Annotated in this window: 17 protein-coding genes and 1 tRNA gene; 11 read left to right on the forward strand and 7 right to left on the reverse strand. The window is 67.6% G+C overall.

Annotation, left to right across the window (positions count from 1 at the left end):
- The first annotated feature begins 110 nt into the window (after positions 1-110).
- From H0X95_RS22445 to H0X95_RS22455, 3 genes are read left to right on the forward strand one after another with little or no spacing between them, the layout of a single operon-like run.
- A complete protein-coding gene (locus H0X95_RS22445; protein ID WP_006485790.1) occupies positions 111-893 on the forward strand; it encodes an amino acid ABC transporter substrate-binding protein in 783 nt (260 codons plus the stop codon).
- A gap of 14 nt (positions 894-907) precedes the next feature.
- Positions 908-1,588 carry an amino acid ABC transporter permease gene (locus H0X95_RS22450; RefSeq protein ID WP_006495395.1) on the forward strand — a complete coding sequence of 227 codons (681 nt, stop codon included), beginning with the start codon at positions 908-910 and terminating at the stop codon, positions 1,586-1,588.
- Positions 1,585-2,343: an amino acid ABC transporter ATP-binding protein gene (locus tag H0X95_RS22455; protein WP_006485792.1), complete on the forward strand. Its 759-nt coding sequence runs from the start codon at positions 1,585-1,587 to the stop codon at positions 2,341-2,343. The genes H0X95_RS22450 and H0X95_RS22455 overlap by 4 nt, the downstream gene beginning before the upstream one ends.
- 24 nt (positions 2,344-2,367) lie before the next feature.
- On the opposite strand, the gene H0X95_RS22460 is transcribed toward H0X95_RS22455, so the two are convergent.
- Entirely contained in the window at positions 2,368-3,183 is an 816-nt protein-coding gene (locus H0X95_RS22460) for an alpha/beta fold hydrolase (protein ID WP_006495394.1), read from the reverse strand.
- An 82-nt stretch (positions 3,184-3,265) separates the two neighbouring features.
- Here H0X95_RS22460 and H0X95_RS22465 point away from each other — a divergent pair, with 82 nt between their 5' ends.
- Positions 3,266-3,880, forward strand: a complete 615-nt coding sequence (locus H0X95_RS22465) for a CGNR zinc finger domain-containing protein (protein ID WP_006495393.1) — start codon at positions 3,266-3,268, stop codon at positions 3,878-3,880.
- 36 nt (positions 3,881-3,916) lie between these two features.
- On the opposite strand, the gene H0X95_RS22470 is transcribed toward H0X95_RS22465, so the two are convergent.
- Entirely contained in the window at positions 3,917-4,963 is a 1,047-nt protein-coding gene (locus tag H0X95_RS22470; protein ID WP_059720847.1) for a DUF3592 domain-containing protein, read from the reverse strand.
- A 191-nt stretch (positions 4,964-5,154) separates the two neighbouring features.
- Positions 5,155-5,230 (reverse strand) — tRNA-Lys (locus H0X95_RS22475).
- Positions 5,231-5,420: 190 nt separating this feature from the next.
- Here H0X95_RS22475 and H0X95_RS22480 point away from each other — a divergent pair.
- Positions 5,421-5,825 (forward strand): PaaI family thioesterase, encoded by a 405-nt coding sequence (locus tag H0X95_RS22480; RefSeq protein WP_034201217.1) that lies wholly within the window; start codon positions 5,421-5,423, stop codon positions 5,823-5,825.
- Between the two features lie 8 nt (positions 5,826-5,833).
- Positions 5,834-6,700, forward strand: a complete 867-nt coding sequence (locus H0X95_RS22485; protein ID WP_059720848.1) for a patatin-like phospholipase family protein — start codon at positions 5,834-5,836, stop codon at positions 6,698-6,700.
- Between the two features lie 50 nt (positions 6,701-6,750).
- Here the strand turns inward: H0X95_RS22485 and H0X95_RS22490 are convergent, their stop codons facing one another.
- Positions 6,751-7,764, reverse strand: coding sequence for a D-2-hydroxyacid dehydrogenase family protein (locus H0X95_RS22490; protein WP_059720849.1), 1,014 nt, complete (start codon positions 7,762-7,764; stop codon positions 6,751-6,753).
- Positions 7,765-8,191: 427 nt separating this feature from the next.
- Between H0X95_RS22490 and H0X95_RS22495 the strand changes: the two genes are divergently transcribed.
- Positions 8,192-9,241 carry a LysR family transcriptional regulator gene (locus H0X95_RS22495; protein ID WP_006485796.1) on the forward strand — a complete coding sequence of 350 codons (1,050 nt, stop codon included), beginning with the start codon at positions 8,192-8,194 and terminating at the stop codon, positions 9,239-9,241.
- 128 nt (positions 9,242-9,369) lie between these two features.
- Here H0X95_RS22495 and H0X95_RS22500 read toward each other — a convergent pair whose 3' ends face one another.
- The 3 genes from H0X95_RS22500 to dprA all read right to left on the reverse strand — a co-directional run bounded on the left by H0X95_RS22500 (position 9,370) and on the right by dprA (position 13,890).
- Positions 9,370-11,967, reverse strand: a complete 2,598-nt coding sequence (locus tag H0X95_RS22500; RefSeq protein WP_012492332.1) for a DNA topoisomerase III — start codon at positions 11,965-11,967, stop codon at positions 9,370-9,372.
- 192 nt (positions 11,968-12,159) lie between these two features.
- A complete protein-coding gene (locus H0X95_RS22505; RefSeq protein WP_006485786.1) occupies positions 12,160-12,540 on the reverse strand; it encodes a thioredoxin family protein in 381 nt (126 codons plus the stop codon).
- A 36-nt stretch (positions 12,541-12,576) separates the two neighbouring features.
- Positions 12,577-13,890: a DNA-processing protein DprA gene (gene dprA / locus H0X95_RS22510; protein ID WP_059720850.1), complete on the reverse strand. Its 1,314-nt coding sequence runs from the start codon at positions 13,888-13,890 to the stop codon at positions 12,577-12,579.
- A gap of 185 nt (positions 13,891-14,075) precedes the next feature.
- Between dprA and def the strand changes: the two genes are divergently transcribed.
- From def to htpX, 4 genes are all read left to right on the forward strand, one after another.
- On the forward strand, positions 14,076-14,579 hold the full coding sequence (gene def, locus H0X95_RS22515; RefSeq protein WP_006485794.1) for a peptide deformylase: 504 nt from the start codon (positions 14,076-14,078) through the stop codon (positions 14,577-14,579).
- A 34-nt stretch (positions 14,580-14,613) separates the two neighbouring features.
- Complete coding sequence (fmt, locus tag H0X95_RS22520; RefSeq protein ID WP_059720851.1) at positions 14,614-15,606, forward strand: methionyl-tRNA formyltransferase; 993 nt, start codon at positions 14,614-14,616, stop codon at positions 15,604-15,606.
- Positions 15,607-15,726: 120 nt separating this feature from the next.
- A complete protein-coding gene (locus H0X95_RS22525; RefSeq protein ID WP_048987587.1) occupies positions 15,727-16,368 on the forward strand; it encodes a LysE family translocator in 642 nt (213 codons plus the stop codon).
- Positions 16,369-16,467: 99 nt separating this feature from the next.
- The gene (gene htpX / locus H0X95_RS22530) at positions 16,468-17,325 is read left to right on the forward strand and encodes a zinc metalloprotease HtpX (RefSeq protein ID WP_006485774.1); all 858 of its coding nucleotides are present in this window, start codon (positions 16,468-16,470) and stop codon (positions 17,323-17,325) included.
- Positions 17,326-17,409 lie beyond the last annotated feature (84 nt).

Raw genomic sequence — 17,409 nt, forward strand, 5'->3', positions numbered from 1 at the left:
CCGATTTGCGTTTTTGCCGCGCCTCGACGCGTCGGTAGAATTCGCGGACCTCTCGAACGGCGCACGCATGCCGGCGGGATGATTCTCTCCAATCATTCGGGGTCCGCACCATGAAATTCCTCCGCTCCCTCCTGGTCGTCGCGCTGCTGCAGGCCACCGCGGCCACCAGTGCGCTGGCTGCCGACGACCTGTCGCAGATCAAGTCGGCCGGCGTGTTCCGCGTCGGCACCGAAGGCACCTACGCGCCGTTCACGTACCACGACGAGACGGGCAAGCTGACCGGCTTCGACGTCGACATCGCGACCGCGATCGCGCAGCGCCTCGGCGTGAAGCCGCAGTTCGTCGAAGGCAAATGGGACGGGCTGATCGCGGGCCTCGACGTGAACCGCTACGACGCGGTCGTCAACGAAGTGTCGATCACCGATGCGCGCAAGGCGAAATACGATTTCTCGACGCCGTACATCACGTCGCACGCGGTGCTGATCGTGCGCGCGGACAACACGACGATCCGCTCGTTCGACGACCTGAAGGGCAAGAAATCCGCGAACACGCTGACCAGCAATTTCGGCAAGCTCGCGGCCGCGCACGGCGCCGACGTGGTGCCGGTGCAGGGTTTCAACGAATCGATCGACCTGCTGACGTCGGGGCGCGTCGATGCGACGATCAACGATTCGCTGTCGTACCTCGATTTCCGCAAGCACAAGCCCGACGCGAAACTGAAGATCGCGGCGACCGACCAGACCGGCGCGGGCGACGCGTCCGGCGTGCTGCTGCGCAAGGGCAGCCCGGCGCTGGTGGCCGCGATCGACAAGGCGCTCGCGGACATCAAGGCGGACGGCACCTACGCGAAGATCTCGCAGAAATACTTCGGCCGCGACGTGTCGCAGCCGTGACGCGAGGCTGAACGATGCCGGCCTGGCTGCACCTGATGGCGGAATCGCTGCGGCCCCTGCTCGTTGCAGGGCTCGTGTTCACGGTTCCGCTCACGCTCGCGTCGTTCGCGATCGGTTTATTGCTTGCGTTCGGCGCGGCGCTCACGCGGCTGTTCGGGCCGCGCTGTGCGCAGGCCGTCGTGCGGTTCTATATCTGGCTGTTCCGCGGCTCGCCGCTGCTCGTGCAACTGTTCGTGATCTTCTACGGATTGCCGAACGTCGGCATCGTGCTCGATCCGCTGACGGCCGCCGTGATCGGTTTCTCGCTGAACGTCGGCGCATACAACGCGGAAGTGATTCGCGGCGTGATCGAATCGATGCCGAAAGGGCAGTGGGAGGCCGCGTACTCGATGTCGATGACGCGCGCGCAGGCGCTGCGCCGCGCGATCCTGCCGCAGGCCGCGCGCGTCGCGCTGCCCGCGCTGTCGAACTCGTTCATCTCGCTCGTGAAGGACACGTCGCTCGCGGCCGTGTTGACGGTGCCCGAGATCTTCCAGGCCGCGCAACGCATCGCGGCCGTGACCTACGAGCCGCTGATTCTCTATACCGAAGCCGCGCTGATCTATCTGCTGTTCAGCTCGGTGCTGTCCACGCTGCAACGTCGCCTCGAAACCCGCTTCGGCCGGCACGCGCTGTTCCACGCGGAGTTGCGATGATCCGCCTCGAACGCATCGACAAGTCGTTCGGCGCGCATCGCGTGCTGAGCGGAATCGACCTCGCGTTGCAGCCGGGCAGCGTGACCGCGCTGATCGGGCCGTCCGGCAGCGGCAAGAGCACGCTGCTGCGCTGCGTGAACCTGCTCGAAGTGCCGGAGGCGGGTGCGCTGGTCGTCGGTGACGCACGCATCGACTTCGTGCCGGCGCGCCGGCCGTCGCGCGACGCGGTGTTCGCGGTGCGCAAGCAGACCGGCATGGTGTTCCAGAACTTCCAGTTGTTTCCGCACCTGAGCGTCGTGCAGAACGTGATGGAGGGGCTCGTGACCGTGCAGCGCTGGCCGCGCGAGCGGGCCCGGGAGCGCGCGCTCGCGCTGCTCGACAAGGTCGGCATCGCGGACAAGGCCGACGCATGGCCGGCCACGCTGTCGGGCGGCCAGCAGCAGCGCGTGGCGATCGCGCGGGCGCTCGCGCCGTCGCCGCAGGTGCTGCTGTGCGACGAACCGACGTCGGCGCTCGATCCGGAGCTGTCCGTCGAAGTGGTCGAGGTGCTGCGCCAGCTCGCGCGTGAAGGCACGACGATGCTGATGGCCACGCATGACCTGCGCCTCGCCGCGTCGATCGCGCACGATGCGGTGTTTCTCGCCGATGGCCGCATCGTCGAAGCCGGCGCATCGCGCGACCTGTTCGGCCGGCCGCGCGACCCGCGCACCGCGAAGTTCGTCGCGACGCTCGCGCAAGGCGTGCCGGCGTTCTGACGACGCGGCGCGATGGGGGCGCGCTCAGCGTTGCGCGTGCGCGTCGAGCACCGCGGCGACGATCGCTTCGGGCGCATCTTCCTGAACCAGATGGCCCGCGTGCGGCACCCGGATCAACTGGCCGTTCGCGATGCGATCGGCGAGCGCCTGCCCTTGCTCGAGCGGAATCCACGCGTCGTCCTCGCCCCACACGATGCGCACCGGAAAGTCCGGCGGCGCGTAGCGGGCCTCCGCTTCCTCGATGTAGCGCTGGCGCATCTGCGCGATCTGCCGATAGAACGCGGCCTGGCCGGCCGGCGTGAGCCACGGTGCACGGTAGATCGACAGCGCGTCGTCGCTCAGCGGGCGCGCGACCGCATTGCCGAGATAGGCCGACAGAAGCGCGTGATGCGCGTACGCGGGCAGGCCGGTGAACGCGGCTTCGTGCTGCGCGACGTGACGGACGAACGGCGAGCCTTGCGGCGCGATCGCGACCGGGTTCACCAGCGTGAGATCCGCATATGCGATGCCGTCGAGAAAGTGCGCGCGCAGTGCGGTTGCGCCGCCGTAGTCGTGCGCGAGTACGCGCGGCCGCGCGAGTTTCCATTCATTCAGCAGCGCGCCGAACAGCGCGTTCTGGCGACCCAGCGACACGTCCGCGTCCGGCATGTCGGACTGCCCGTAGCCGAGCAGGTCGTAGAAATACACGCGATGGCGCCGCGCGAGCCACGGCGCGATCCGGCGCCATACCTGCGACGAAAACGGCGTGCCGTGCACCAGCACGAGCGGCGGCCCTTCGCCGAGCGTGCCCCATGCAATCCGGTGGCCTTCGAAATTGAAGCGGTTCGGGAGTTCGAGCATCGGCTTCTCCGTGCTAACCTGTTTTGGTTGTTAACAGGTTACGCCGGAATTTCCGAATGTGAAACCGAATAGGTGAAAATAAATGGTTACTCGATCCGACCCGGTGCGACCCCGGCACGAATGGCGCGCGGCCGATTTCGTCGGCGGCCATCCGGCGCTCGACTTCCTCAACACGGTGGCCGACACGGGCAAGACGCGCGCCGAGGACAAGCTCGTCGACTGGCCGGCCGTGCGCGCGTGGGCCGGGAAAGCGGGGTTGCCGGCGCCGGACGATCTGGCGCGGCTGCTACGTCATCCGCGGCAGGACGGCCCCGACGAACTCGCGGCGCTGCGCCGCTTTCGCGAAGACGCGTACGTCGCGATCGCACATCTGACGGCTGAAGGTGGCGGCAGCGCGGGCGCGCGCGCGGCGGAGCGGCTCGCGGTGGCGATCCGCGATGCGATCGGGCGCAGCGCATTCGATGCGGTCGGCGGCCGCTTCGCGTGGCGGCCCGATGCGCGGGCCGCGTCGCGCTGGGTCGATGCGATCGCGCTCGGTTTCGAGGATCTGATGCGCAGCGACGATTTCGCGCGGGTGCGGCAGTGCGGCCGGTGTACGTGGTTCTTCGTCGATCGCGGCCGCGGCGTCGGGCGACGGTGGTGCGACATGCGCACGTGCGGGAACCGCGCGAAGGTGGAGGCGTTCAGGGAGCGGTGACACGCGCGCTGCGGCGGTGGCCGCGCCGCGCGTGCGTCATTGAGCAGTGCTGTGCGGCCGATGGTCGGGCCATAGCGTCGCGGCGACGAACAGCCCGGCCGCCAGGAACGGCGCACCGATCGCGAACAGGATGGCCGTCAGGCCCCAGCGATCCCAGAAGCGGTCGACGAGCGCACGCTCGGGCGTGACGGGGTCGTACAGCACGTTGACCGCGTCGCCTTCGTGCAGCCCGGGGTGCGACGACGCCGAGCCCTGCGCGAACGTGATCAGCCGCCCGCTGTCGGTCGTGAACGCGACGACGGCCGAATACAGCGACGTGCGCGACCGCGACGACCGCCCGTTTTTCGCGATCTCGACCACATGGCCGGTCGAGCGCGCATAGTGATGGACGATCTGCCACTGACGCAGGCCGGCCGCGCCGGCGCCGGCGAGGAAGCCCGTGCCGATCGCGATCGGAATCAGCACGATCGCGACATCCCAGCGACGCCGTGCCGGCGTGTGCACGACGCGGCGCGGCGCCGGGTCCGATTGCCGGTGGCGACGCTCGCGGGCAATCAGCAGGCCGCCGATCGCGAACGACGCGACGGCGAGCAGCGCCGGCACGGCCGCCGGAAACCAGCGTTGCGTGAAATCGTCGATCAGCGCGGGGCGCTCGGGGTGCGCGGGGTCGAGCAGGACGTCGACGTTCTCGCCGATGTCGTAGGCGGGGACCGTCGACGCGGTATTGCCGGCGACTTCGCGGCGCTGGCCGTCGTTCGCGAGGTACGCGACGATCGGCCGGTACGCATGCATCGCGTCGCTGTCCTGGACGATGCGCACGACCGTGCCCGGCGCGCGGACCAGATTGCCCGGTTCCCGGCCGGCCGTGATGGCGAGCACGCCGGCCAGCACGAACAGGACGACGCCGATCATCAGTGCGAGCAGCGCGTCCTTACCGGGCATGACGCGATCCGGTTCGTGCGCCGTGCGGAGTCGGGTGTGTCCGGATGCACGGCCCATCGCGACGGACGGGCCGATATCGGCGCAACCATGCCCTCTGAATGGTCGCGTCTCGTTCACATGCTTCCATGTCTGACGTCCCATGTTCTCTCAGTGCCGGCGGGCAAACGACGAACCCTGCGCCGGTCGTGTGATATTTGTCGGAGGATTCTAGCGGAAACGATGTGCAACGGGCGTGCGCTCGCGTATCGGCGCCAAAGGCGCGCGCCGCGACGAATGCGGCGGCCAAAACGGAAAAGGCCGGTCAGCTTTCGCTGACCGGCCTTTGGAATTCCTGGTGGGGCGTGAGTGACTCGAACACTCGACCTACGGATTAAGAGTCCGCTGCTCTACCAACTGAGCTAACGCCCCCAACAGAAGAAAGATTATGCCGGGGTTTTCAGGACATGGCAAGCCCTTTGTGCAAATTTCCTGAAAATATTTCGTCAAGACAACCGCGGCTGTCAGCGCGGTAACGAGCGATCGCAGTTTGCGCGCTCCCGGTATGATGACGCCACACGCGTTGCGCGGCGGTCGCGCAACGTTTTCTGGACATCCGAAGATGGACGAAAACGCAGTCCGCGAATTGCTGGATCGCCTGCTGGCCCCGTGGGTCCGCTCGCTGGGTCTGGTCCCCGTGTCGATCGGCGATGACAGCGTCACGCTGCGCCTGCCGTTTTCCGGCGAGTTCCGCCATTCGGGCGGCATCATCTGCGGCCAGGTGTTCACGGCGGCCGCCGACACCGCGATGGTGGTCGCGATCTCGTCGGCGCTCGGCGAATTCCGGCCGATGACGACGGTGTCGCTGAACACGAACTTCATGCGTCCCGTGCGCAAGGGCGACGTGCTCGTCACCGCGCGCGTGCTGCGGATGGGCCGCAACCTCGTGTTCGGCGAAGTCGAGCTGTTCGACGAGGACGGCAAGATGGCCGTTCACGCGACGTCGACCTACGCGCTCGTCAGCTGAGCGGCGCGATGTTCGACCAGATCGTATTCGCGGGCGGCGGCAATCGCTGCTGGTGGCAGGCCGGCTTCTGGGACGTCGCGCGGCGGGCCCTTGACCTGCGCCCGCGCGTGATCACCGGCATCTCGGCCGGCGCGGCCACCGCCTGCATGCTGTATACACGCGACGCCGCGTGGGTGATGCGCTATTACGAAGAAGCGCTGCGCCACAACCGGAAGAATGCGTACTGGGGCAACCTGTTCGGGCGCGAGCCCGTGTTTCCGCATTACCGGATCTATCGTCAGGCGCTGCTCGACATTTACGGCGAGCCGTTCGCGAAGCTCGCCACGGCGCCGGAGATCCGCATCGGCGTGTCGCACGTGCCGCGCTGGCTCGGCGCGCGCAGCGCCGTCGCGGCCGGCCTCGTCGCATACAACATCGAGAAGTACGTGCGCAAGACGCTGCACCCGACGCTCGGGCGCACGCTCGGTTTCCGGCCCGAATTCGTGCGGGCGCAGGCCTGCACGCAAGTCGACGAGCTCGCCGACCTGATCCTGCAGTCGTCCTGCACGCCGCCGTTCACGCCGGTGCTGCGGCGTGGCGGCCGGCCGGTGCTCGACGGCGGGATGGTCGACAACGTGCCGGTCGATGCGCTCGATCCGTCGCCGGGCGACGTGCTGGTGCTCGTCACCCGGCTGTATCCGCGTCCGCAGATGTTCACGGTCGCGCATGGCGACCAGCGGCGGTTGTATGTGCAGCCGTCGAGCAAGGTACCGATTTCGAGCTGGGACTACACGAGCCCGTCGCAGATGCGGCATGCGTACGATCTCGGACGGCGCGACGGCGAGCACTTCCTCGCGCGCGTCGGCGCGATGACGGGCGGCCGCGTGGCCGCCTGACGAGCGGGGAATGAAACGGTGGGGCCGCGCGGCGCGCGCGGCCCGTGCGATCAGCGCTTGCGGATCGGCGTCAGCGCTTCCGGGTTGGCGACGCTCGACATGTCGCCGTCGTCGAACGCGAGAATGTTGCGGAATGCGGCGCTGAAATACAGTTCGTAGCTTTCGCGTTCGACGTAGCCGATGTGCGGCGTGCAGATCACGTTTTCCATCCGCAGCAGGCTGTAGCCCTGCAGGATCGGCTCGCTTTCGAACACGTCGATCGCGACCATCCCCGGACGGTTGTGCGACAGCGCGTTGACGAGCGCGTTTTCCTCGAGCAGCTCGGCGCGGCTCGTGTTGACGAGCAGCGACGTCGGCTTCATCCGCATCAGGTCTTCCTGCTTCACGATGCCGCGCGTGTCGTCATGCAGGCGCAGGTGCAGCGACAGCACGTCGCTCTGCTCGAACAGCGCTTCGCGGCTGTCGGCGGCCGCGTAGCCGTCGGCGCGTGCGGCTTCGAGCGAATGCTCGCGGCCCCACACCAGCACGTTCATCCCGAACGCCTTGCCGTAACCGGCGACGAGCCGGCCGATCTTCCCGTAGCCCCAGATGCCGAGCGTCTGGCCGCGCAGCACCTGGCCGAGGCCGAAGTTCGGCGGCAGCGCCGACGTCTTCAGGCCCGACTGCTGCCACGCGCCTTGCTTCAGGTTCGCGACGTATTGCGGAATGCGGCGCTGGGCGGCCATCACGAGCGCCCAGGTCAGCTCGGCCGGCGCGACCGGCGAACCGGTGCCTTCGAGCACCGCGATGCCGCGGTCGGTACACGCGTCGAGATCGATGTGGCTCGACACGCGGCCGGTCTGGCTGATCATGCGCAGGTTCGGCAGCTTCGACAGCAGCTGCGAGGTAATCGGGGTCCGTTCACGAATCAGCACGAGCGCCTCGACTTCCGCCAGACGGCTGGCGAGCTGTCCCAGGCCGCGCACCGTATTGTTGAAGACCTTTACGTCGTGGCCGGCGAGCATCTCGAAGCAGTTCAGCTTGCGGACGGCGTCCTGGTAGTCGTCGAGGATGGCAATTTTCATGGTGAACGGGGTGTCGCGCGTTGAAAGCGGCCGTGGCGGTGGCGCACGTTGCGCGCCCGTCCCGCCCGGCCGGGGCCGACATGATGCAACGTCGGCCGCCTTCGTGGTGTCTTTTTAACAGGTTGTTACGCTCCGCCGCAATCGGCGCCGGCCACACCCGGCGCCGCTCCTGCGCCGTGCGACGGGGTGCGCTGTTGTGTCGCATCAAATAGGTCCTTCCTGATTCGGCCACTTCCTCGACGAGGTTCACCCAATTGTTGCTCCAAGCAGAATAATTGGATCAACTATCCGCGGAAGGCGAGGATTTTTGACTATTTTTATCGTCAACCGGCCCCTTGTTGAGCAACTCTGCATCATTTCCGCTGTCGTAGGAGAATTACGCATTTGCTTCATCTTTTTGAAGTTGTAACAGCGGCAGGAGTCGTTTATGGATCATTTGCAGTCGATGCGCGTGTTCGTCAAGGTTGCAGATCTCGGCAGTTTCGCGCGGGCCGCGAGCGCAATGGATATCTCCAACGCGGTCGCGACGCGCCACGTCGCCGATCTGGAAGGCCGGCTCGGCACGCGTTTGCTTAACCGCACCACGCGCAGCCTCTCCCTGACGGAGTCGGGTCAGGTCTATCTGGAGCGTGCCCGCCAGATCCTCGACGAGCTCGAGGATGTCGAGCAGATGGTCGTCGCACGCAATCACGAGCCGGTCGGCACGCTGCGCATCGTTGCGCCGGTCGTGTTCGGCCTGCACAACCTCGCGCCCGTGCTGCAGTCGTACACGGAGAATTTCCCGAAGGTGGTGCCGGATCTCACGCTGGTCGACCGGCAGGTCGATCTCGTCGAGGAAGGCTTCGACGTCGGCATCGTCGTCACGCGCCAGATGCGCAGCGCGAGCATCGTCACGCGGCGCCTGACCACCGGCTGCATGACCGTGTGCGCGACGCCGAGCTATCTGGAGAAGCACGGCGTGCCGACGCATCCGGAACAGCTCGCCGAGCATCCGGCGCTGAGCCTGCCGACCGAATACTGGGGCGACGAGCGCGTGTTCACGGGGCCGGACGGCGAAGTGCGCGTGCGCCCGACCAACGTGATCGTCGCGAACAACACCGCGATGCTGCGCCAGTTCGCGTTGCTCGGGATGGGGGTCGCGATTCTGCCGAGCTACCTGATCGGCAGCGACATCGCGCGCGGCGCGCTCGTGCGGCTGCTGCCGGATTTCCGGCTGCCGCAGGTCGAGATCAACATCGCCTACCCGAGCCGGCGCCATCTGCCGGCGAAGGTGCGCACGTTCATCGACCATCTCGTCGAGCATTTCAGCCATTCGACCGACGCGATGATGGGCGAACAGTGGGCCGCGCAGGGCGCGACGCTGCCGCCGATCGGCGTCGAGATGCGTGCCGAGCAGCCCGAATCGACCGATCCGAACCTGCAGCCGCGTCTGGCGCGTTCGCCGCGCACGCGCGTGGCGGTGCCGTCGCCGCTGTAACGGCTCGGCGGCCCAGGCCCGGCAGCGCCCCAGCCGGCACAAAAAAACGCGGATCGTTCGATCCGCGTTTTTTTATGGCTGCGGGCCGGCGCCGGACGCGCCGCAGGCGGCGCCCGGCGGCCGGGCCGTCACGAACCCGTCTTGCGCGCCGTGGTTTTGCGGGCGGCTGTCTTGCGGGCCGGGGCCGGTTTCTCCTCGGCGCCTTCCGTCACGGTTTCGGCGTCCTTCGTCGCCGATTTGGCCGTCTTCTTCGCGGCGGCGGCTTTCGGCTCCTTCTTCTCGAACTCGAAACCGATCTTGCCGTCCGGCTGCTTCACGAGGAACGCCTTGAAGTTGCGGCCGGTGCGCGACGACTTGAAGTTCGGCAGCAGATCCGTGCGGCCGTCGGCCAGCAGCTTGCCCATCTGCTCGCGCGTGATTTCCTGTTGCAGGATCACCTTGCCCGAGCGGAAGTCGCAGGTCTTCGGGTTCGCGACCGAGTGCTCGCACACGTAGCTCATCCCGTGCTCGAACACGCGGCCCTTGCACTTCGGGCACGCGCCGACCGGTTCCTGCGCGGAGAAGTCGGGCGCTTCGCCTTCCTCGCCGCCCTGGTCCTGGCCGAAATCGAACTCGAGCTTGTAGTTCTTCGTCTCGTCGTCGAAGGACAGCTTGAGGATCGCCGAGAACGGGCGCCCCATCTTGCTGCGGAACCCGGACAGCGGCCCGATTTCCTTCTTCTGCAGCAGCTCCTCGACTTCCGGAATCTCGAACTGCCGGCTGCCCGGGATCTTCGAGATCGAGAAGTCGCACTTCGTGCACGCGAAGCGGCGGTAGTTTTCCTTCACCTGGCCGCCGCAGTTCGGGCACGGCGTCTCGAGCGTTGCGTAGTCGCCGGGGATCGTGTCGGAATCGTATTCCTTCGCGCGCTTGACGATCTGCTGCGTCATGCGGGCGATTTCCTGCATGAACGCGTCGCGGCCGAGATTGCCGCGCTCCATCTGCGACAGCTTGTATTCCCATTCGCCGGTGAGCTCGGGCGCGGTGAGTTCCTTCACGCCGAGGCCGCGCAGCAGCGTCATCAGCTGGAATGCCTTTGCGGTCGGGATCAGTTCGCGGCCCTCGCGCAGCAGGTACTTCTCGCCGAGCAGGCCTTCGATGATCGCCGCGCGCGTCGCCGGCGTGCCGAGACCTTTCGCGGCCATCGCCTCGCGCAACTCGTCGTCCTCGACCAGCTTGCCGGCGCCTTCCATCGCGGACAGCAGCGTCGCTTCCGAGTAGCGTGCGGGCGGCTTGGTCACGAGCGCGACGGCGGCGATTTCGTCCGTTTTCACCTTCTCGTCCTTCTGCACCGGCACGAGGTTCGCGTCCGCGCCTTCGGCGTCGCGGCCGTACACCTGCAGCCAGCCCGGTTCGACGAGCACCTTGCCTTCGGTCTTGAAGTGATGCCCGGCGACTTCGGTGATGCGCGTCGTCACGCGGAATTCGGCGGCCGGGAAGAACACCGCGAGGAAGCGCTTCACGACCATGTCGTACAGCTTCTGCTCCGGCTCGGACAGCGACTTCGGCGCCTGCAGCGTCGGGATGATGGCAAAGTGATCGCTGATCTTCGAGTTGTCGAAGATCCGCTTGTTCGGCTTCACCCAGCCCTTGTCGAGCACCTGCTTGGCATGCGGCAGGTAGTTGTGGCTCTCCTTGAGCATCTCGAGCGTGGACTGGACCGTCGACAGGTAGTCTTCCGGCAGCGCGCGCGCGTCGGTACGCGGGTAGGTCAGCACCTTGTGCTTTTCATACAGCGCCTGGGCGAGGCCGAGCGTGTTCTTCGCGGAGAAGCCGAAGCGGCTGTTCGCCTCGCGCTGCAGGCTCGTCAGGTCGAACAGCAGCGGCGACAGCTGCGTCGACGGCTTCGATTCCTCGGACACCGTGCCGACCTGGTCGCGGCAGGCGGCGACGATCGTTTCGGCGGCCGGCAGGCTCCACAGGCGGGAGTCGCGCTTTTCCGGATCGAATTCGTCGCGCTTGAATTTCGGGTCGAACCACTTGCCTTCGTAGAAGCCGCCCGCGCACGCGAATTCGGCTTTCACTTCCCAGTAGTCGCGCGGGATGAAGCGGCGGATTTTCTCTTCGCGTTCGACGACGATCGACAACGTTGGCGTCTGAACGCGACCGACGGTGGTCAGGAAGAAGCCGCCGCCCTTGCTGTTGAACGCCGTCATCGCGCGGGTGCCGTTGATCCCGACGAGCCAGTCGGCTTCCGAGCGGCAGCGTGCGGCGTCGGCGAGCGGCTGCATGTCGGAGTCGCTGCGCAGGTTCGCGAAACCGTCGCGGATCGCCTGCGGCGTCATCGATTGCAGCCACAGGCGCTGGACCGGCTGCTTGGCCTTCGCGTGCTGCGCGATCAGGCGGAAAATCAGCTCGCCTTCGCGCCCCGCGTCACATGCGTTGATCAGGCGGTCGACGTCCTTGCGCTTCATCAGCTTCGTGAGCACCTTGAGGCGTGACTCGCTTTTTGCGATCGGGTTCAGGTCGAAATGCGGCGGAATGACGGGAAGATGCGCGAAGCTCCATTTCCCGCGCTTGACCTCGTACTCTTCCGGGGCGGCGATTTCCAGCAGGTGGCCGACAGCGGACGAAAGGACGAAATCGTCGCTCTCGTAATACTCGTCATGCTTGGTAAAGCCGCCCAAAGCGCGTGCGATGTCGTTCGCGACAGAAGGCTTTTCCGCAATGATCAGTGCTTTGGACATGACAGGTGTGTGTTGGTAGACCGGGTTCGCCGGTTGTGGGTCCCTTTTACGACCGCTTTATAGCACACGCCGCAGCGACGGCGGCTCGGCGTATAAAAAGCGGCTCATCATAGAGGGGGGCCGCAACGGCGGCAAGCGTCCGACGCGGCGGCGCGCGCAAACGGGCGCAAAACCGCCGGGCCGGCCGCGGATTCAGGCTTCGACGTTCAGGACGTCGCGCAATTTCGGTGCGTGCGGCGCACCTGGCACCGCGCTCAGGTCGGACAGCATGCGCTCGACGATCGCCGCGTGCGGCAGCACCGTGCCGAAGAAGCGCGCGGTGTGGGCATCCTCGATCAGGATGGTCGGGAAGTTCTCGACGTCGAGATCGTCGAGCCGGTCGGCATGGGTTTCGATGTCGATCCAGGCGAAGCAGGCGTCCGGATGCGCGTCGGCGAGCTGGTCGAAGGCGGTGCGGTAGTCGCGGCACGTGCCGCACCACTCGGCGCACAGGCAGGCGACCAGCAACGTGCCGGGATCGGCGAGGCGCTCGGCGATCCGATCGGCATCGGTGTCGAGATTCAGCGCGGGCATGGCATTCCTTGGGTAGCGTCGGCGGCCGGGCCGCCCCTATGCCGGGGAATGTAGCACGCCCCGCGTGGAGGGGGTGGGCGCTGCGTCAAGCCGCGCGAAGCGGCCGCCGGCGACGCTCGCGACGCGGCCGGCCAGTTCCAGCGCGAGCAGCGCGCCATGCAGCACGTCGTCGGACAGGCCACTGTGTTCGGCCAGCCATTCGTATGTCACGGGGCCGTATCCCAGGGCGGCGAGCACCGCTCGTTCCGACGGATTGCCTGGTGGAGCGGCTTCGATTGAGGCCGGTGTGGTGGTCGCCGCCGTGGGATTCGCTTGCGCGATGCCGGCAGTTTCAGGTTCGCGGAGCGCGTCGGTGTTCGAGCCCTGATTGCCGGCTCGCATTGCGCCGCTCGTTGCGCGCGCCGCCGGTTCGTCCAGCCCGTATTCCTCGAGCACGTCGAGCGGCGCCGCGGTGAGCTTCGCGCCGTCGCGGATCAGCGCGTGGCAGCCCTGCGCGAGCGGGGCGTGGATCGAACCGGGTATCGCGAACACGTCGCGCCCCAATTCGTTCGCGAGCCGCGCGGTGATCAGCGAGCCCGAGCGCGGGGCGGCCTCGACGACGAGCGCGCCGATCGCGAGCGCGGCGATCAGCCGGTTGCGCTGCGGGAAATGCGCGGCGCGGGCCGGCGTGCCGAGCGGCCATTCCGACACGATCGCGCCGCGTGCGGCGATCTCGTGGGCGAGCGCGCGATGCCTCGCCGGATAGACGAGATCGGCGCCCGTCGCGATCACCGCGACGGTGCCCGACCGGCCGTCGAGCCCGCCACTGTGCGCGGCGCCGTCGATCCCGAGCGCCAGGCCGGAGACGATCGTGAGGCCCGCGTCGGACAACGTGCGGGCGAACTGCGTGGCGTCGGCGAGCCCTTGCGGCGTCGCATGGCGACTGCCGACCACGGCGAGGCCGCGTGCGTGCAGCAGCTCGAGCCCTCCCTTTACATATAGCAGCGGCGGCGGATCGTGCAGGTCGCGCAGCCGCGGCGGGTAGGCCGGATCGCTCAGCGTGACGAGCACGTTGCCCGGCCCGTCGAGCCACGCAAGCGCGGCGGCGGTGCGCGTATCGAGATCGTCGCGCTCGCTCATGCGCACGGCCTGCGCGGCGGCGGGGCTGCTCACGGTGGCGATCGCCTCGTCGGACGCGCGCAGCAACGCCTCCGGCGAGCCGAATGCCGCGAGCAGCAGTTGCAGCACGGCAGGCGAGAGGCCGGGCGCATGCGCGAACTGCAGCCATGCGCGCAGCGCGGCGGGCGTCAGCGCTTGCGGCGACATGAGGCGGCCCTCGAATGCGGCGGCCAGCGAAGCGCGTGGCGCCATGATAAAATTTTCATCATCCGAAATACTCGACAGGGCCGTGCGCGCAGGCGCCCGGCCGATTGCAGGAGGCGCGATCCGCGGCATTGATATGCCACGCATCCGCCTCATCTTCATTGCATCCCGGCGGCGGCGCCAGCCGGCCGGATGGCCGATGCGGCACGCCGCTCCACCGAATACCGAACACCATGGCTTTGCTCAATATTCTTCATTACCCCGACAAGCGGCTGCACAAGGTCGCGAAGCCCGTCGACAAGGTCGACGACCGGATCCGCAAGCTCGTCGCCGACATGGCCGAAACTATGTACGCGGCGCCCGGCATCGGCTTGGCGGCCACGCAGGTCGACGTGCACGAGCGCGTAATCGTGATCGACGTCTCCGAGGAGAAGAACGAGCTGCGCGCGTTCATCAACCCGGAAATCGTGTGGTCGAGCGACGCGAAGCAGACTTATGAAGAAGGCTGCCTGTCGGTGCCCGGCATCTACGACGAAGTCGAGCGCCCCGACCACGTGCGCGTGCGTGCGCTCAACGAGCAGGGCGAGACGTTCGAGCTCGACTGCGAGGGTCTGCTCGCCGTGTGCGTCCAGCACGAGATGGATCACCTGATGGGCCGCGTGTTCGTCGAATACCTGTCGCCGCTCAAGCAGACGCGCATCAAGACGAAGATGAAGAAACTCGAACGCGCGATGTGATGCGCGTGCACCCAGCCCGACCCCGAACGCTGTCATGACCCATACGTTGCGCGTGATTTTTGCCGGCACGCCGGAATTCGCCGCGGCTGCCCTTGCCGCGATCCACGAGGCCGGTTTCCCGGTGCCGCTCGTGCTTACCCAGCCCGATCGCCCGGCCGGCCGCGGGATGAAACTCCAGGCCAGTGCCGTGAAGCGCTACGCCGTCGAGCACGGGATGACCGTCGCGCAACCGCCGTCGCTGCGTCGCGCCGGCAAGTACCCGGCGGAGGCGGCCGACGCGATCGAACTGCTGCGCACGACGCCGCACGACGTGATGGTGGTGGCCGCGTACGGCCTGCTGCTGCCGCAGGAGGTGCTCGACATCCCGCGCGCGGGCTGCATCAACATCCACGCGTCGCTGCTGCCGCGCTGGCGCGGCGCCGCGCCGATCCATCGGGCGATCGAGGCCGGCGACGCCGAGACGGGCGTCACGCTGATGCAGATGGACGTCGGCCTCGACACCGGCGCGATGATCGAGGAGGCGCGCATCGCGATCGCGCCCGACGATACGACCGCGACGCTGCACGACCGCCTCGCCGCCGACGGCGCGCGGCTGATCGTCGACGCGCTCGTGCGGCTCGAGCGTGACGGCACGCTGCCGGCGACGCCGCAGCCCGCCGACGGCGTGACCTACGCGGAAAAGATCGGCAAGCACGAAGCGGCGCTCGACTGGCGCAAGCCGGCCGACGTACTCGCGCGCCAGGTGCGTGCATTCGATCCGTTCCCGGGCGGCGTCGCGACGCTCGACGGCGCGGCCATCAAGCTGTGGGCGGCCGAGCCCGTGGCGGCGCGCAGCACGATGGCCAACGCGGCGCCCGGCACGATCGTCGAAGCCGCGCCGGAAGGCGTGGTGGTCGCATGCGGCAGCGGCGCGCTGCGCGTCACTCAGCTGCAGAAGCCGGGCGGCAAGCGGCTGCCCGCGCGCGAATTCCTCGCCGGTTCGCCGCTCGCCGCGGGCCAGCGGTTCGCGCTGCCCGACGTCGACTGACACGGCCTGAGTGCCATTCGACCCGGTCTGCCGGCCCGGCGCAACTGGCCGGACGGCCGAGTCGCGCGGTGCGGCAGGCGCGCGTAGAATTTCCCTGCGCTCTCCGGTTTCGAGGTTTTCATGTTCGGCATCACCCATTTCGGCTTCTTCGTGTTCGCGGTTTTCCTGCTGAACGTCACGCCCGGCCCTGATACGGCCTACATCGTCGGCCGCAGCGTTGCGCAGGGGCGCGGCGCGGGGCTGATGTCGGCGTTCGGCATTTCGGCCGGCTGCTGCGTTCACGCGCTCGCCTGCGCGTTCGGCCTGACCGCGCTGCTGGCCGCGTCGGCCACCGCGTTCACGGTGATCAAGCTGGTCGGCGCCGCCTACCTGATCTATCTCGGCGTGCGGATGATCATCGCGAAGCAGGCCGCCGCGCCGTCGGGCGCCGCAGCCGCGCAGGCCGCGGCCGCCAAGCCGCTGCGCCAGCTGTTCATGCAGGGCTTCTGGACCAACGTGCTGAATCCGAAGGTCGTGCTGTTCTTCGTGTCGTTCTTCCCGCAGTTCGTCTCGGCCGACAGTCCGCACAAGGCATGGGCGTTCCTGACCCTCGGCGCGGTGTTCGTCGCGATGAGCACGGTCTGGACGAGCCTGGTCGCGTGGGTGGCGGGCAGCGTCACACAGCGCTTTTCCGGCAAGCCGGGCGTCAAGAAGTGGCTCGACCGCACGGTCGGCAGCGCGTTCGTCGGCCTCGGACTTCGTCTTGCAACGTCGCAACGCTGAGATTGAATTTTTCCGGCAAGACCTTATCTAACAAATCGCTTACAATTTTCCGCCGCGCCCTGTGATGCGCGGCGGTCCCCTGACGGATAAGGAGTGGGTATGTTCAATTGGGTCAAAACGGCGATGCTGATGGCCGCGATCACGGCCCTGTTCATCGTGATCGGCGGGATGATCGGCGGCTCGCGCGGCATGACGATCGCGCTGCTGTTCGCGCTCGGCATGAATTTCTTCTCGTACTGGTTCTCGGACAAGATGGTGCTGCGCATGTACAACGCGCAGGAAGTCGACGAGAACACGGCGCCGCAGTTCTACCGGATGGTGCGCGAGCTGGCCACGCGCGCGAACCTGCCGATGCCGCGCGTCTACCTGATCAACGAGGATGCGCCGAACGCGTTCGCGACGGGCCGCAACCCCGAGCACGCGGCGGTCGCCGCGACGACGGGTATCCTGCGCGTGTTGTCGGAGCGCGAGATGCGCGGTGTGATGGCGCACGAGCTCGCGCACGTGAAGCACCGCGACATCCTGATCTCGACGATCACCGCGACGATGGCGGGTGCGATCTCGGCACTCGCGAACTTCGCGATGTTCTTCGGCGGGCGCGACGAGAACGGCCGGCCGGCCAATCCGATCGCGGGTATCGCGGTCGCGCTGCTCGCGCCGATCGCGGGCGCCTTGATCCAGATGGCGATTTCGCGGGCCCGCGAGTTCGAGGCCGACCGCGGCGGCGCGCAGATTTCCGGCGATCCGCAGTCGCTCGCCACCGCGCTCGACAAGATTCATCGCTATGCGGCGGGCATTCCGTTCCAGGCGGCCGAGGCCCATCCGGCCACCGCGCAGATGATGATCATGAACCCGCTGCACGGCGGCGGCCTGCAGAACCTGTTCTCGACGCACCCGGCCACCGAGGAACGCATCGCGCGCCTGATGGAGATGGCGCGCACCGGCCGCTTCGATTGACCTCCGGTGTACCGCGCGGCTGATGTCGCGCGGAGGCCCCCTTGCCACCCCGCATGCGCCGTGCTGCGGGGTGTTTCATTTGCG

Source organism: Burkholderia sp. 9779_493, from assembly GCF_015712215.1.
GTDB lineage: Bacteria > Pseudomonadota > Gammaproteobacteria > Burkholderiales > Burkholderiaceae > Burkholderia > Burkholderia cenocepacia.